General features: G+C 68.1%; 2 protein-coding genes. Both read right to left on the reverse strand.

What is annotated here, in order from left to right:
* Positions 1-162: 162 nt before the first annotated feature.
* Positions 163-372 carry a heavy metal-associated domain-containing protein gene (locus QZY48_RS22885; protein WP_295435445.1) on the reverse strand — a complete coding sequence of 70 codons (210 nt, stop codon included), beginning with the start codon at positions 370-372 and terminating at the stop codon, positions 163-165.
* 34 nt (positions 373-406) lie between these two features.
* Positions 407-1,399 carry a glucokinase gene (gene glk / locus QZY48_RS22890; RefSeq protein ID WP_295435447.1) on the reverse strand — a complete coding sequence of 331 codons (993 nt, stop codon included), beginning with the start codon at positions 1,397-1,399 and terminating at the stop codon, positions 407-409.
* Positions 1,400-1,533 lie beyond the last annotated feature (134 nt).

Raw genomic sequence — 1,533 nt, forward strand, 5'->3', positions numbered from 1 at the left:
CGCCGCGCCGGTAGGGTCCGCTGTGCGGACCGGCGACCTCCCGCCCGGCAGGGTGGCTGGGGTTATGATCTAGGCTGGCTTCCTTCACCGCGCTGGAAGGCGCCCGTGGTTGCTAGCACTACGAAGACCTCTTCGTAACCTGGACCTCCAGGCGCGCCGGGCTCAGCCCGCGGCGACCAGCTCCGCCTGGTAGCCGGCATCCACCACGGCGTGGATCAGATCAGACGATGCGGCCTCGCCCTCGACCCGCGCCGCGCCGCCGTCGAGATCCACCAGGGCCGCGGTAACGCCGGGGACGGCCGCCAGGGCCTCCCGGACGGCGCGCACGCAGTGCTGGCAGGTCATGCCGGTAACCTTGAGTGTGGTCGTCATCTCGTCTCCGGTTTCAGGTGGGCGGCGCCGGTGCTCAACGCAGGCCCATGTAGCGGGCCGCCCCGAGGAGTGGTGTTTCTGCGCGCAGGATGACGCGCACCGGCATCCGCCGCATGTGCGGCTCCATCCGGCCCTTGGCGAAGAAGCCCTCCAGGAAGCGGCTGGCGCGCAGGGCCTCCAGGTTCTTCGGGGCGATGCCGCCGCCCAGATAGACGCCGCCCAGGGCCAGGTGCTTCAAGGCCAGGTTCCCGGACTCGCGCCCGAAGAGGCTGAAGAACAGATCCATGGTCTCACGACAGATCGGGCAGCGGCCCGCGGCGGCGGCGACGGCGGCGGCGGTGTCACCGGCGGCGAGCTCCGCGGCCAGCCAGTCCGGCGTCGCCGCTTGGTGCCAGGTCAGCAGAAAATCATAGAGGTTGCCGATTCCCATCCCGGAGGCGACACGCTCCCAACTCACCCGGCCGAAGCGTTGCTGCAGAAATCCGAGCAGCGCGAACTCACGCTCGTCCAGGGGCGCGAAGTCGGTGTGACCGCCCTCGGTTGCAAAGGGGTGGTGGCGGGTGCCGTCCCAGTAGAGACCGGCCTCGCCCAGACCGGTGCCGGCGGCGACCACGCAGGCATTACCGACCGCCGGCTGCTGCGGCGCCCCGCCCGGGTGGATCTCCGCCACGTCATCCGGACCCAGGGCGGCCACCCCCCAGGCGACGGCCTCCAGGTCGTTGAGCAGTCCGACCGCACGGAACTCCAGGATGTGCTCGATCAGGTCCGCGTCGATCTCCCAGGGCAGGTTGGTGGTCCGGCAGTGCCGACCCTCCACCGGACCGGCGACGGCGAAGGCACCCAGATGACAGTCGCGCGCCGGGACCTGCCCGGTCTCGTGAAGATACTGGATGATGAGCGACTCCAGCGAGTCGAAATCGGCGCTCGGGTAACGCCGCACCTGCCGCAGGGTCACCGCCAAACCATCGGTCTCGGCGACGCCGATTCCGGTCTTGGTGCCGCCGATATCGCCGACCAATACGCGCATAAACAATGTCTCCGGTTTTTTATTAGTACGTGTTGTCGTTGTCGTTGTCGTTGTCGTTGTCGTGATCGTAATCGGAGAAACGATGCAACTTGGGGTGGGAGAGAATCCGGGGCGCTACGATAACCTCGATTACG

This window comes from uncultured Thiodictyon sp. (genome assembly GCF_903828115.1).
In the GTDB taxonomy this organism is placed as follows: domain Bacteria; phylum Pseudomonadota; class Gammaproteobacteria; order Chromatiales; family Chromatiaceae; genus Thiodictyon.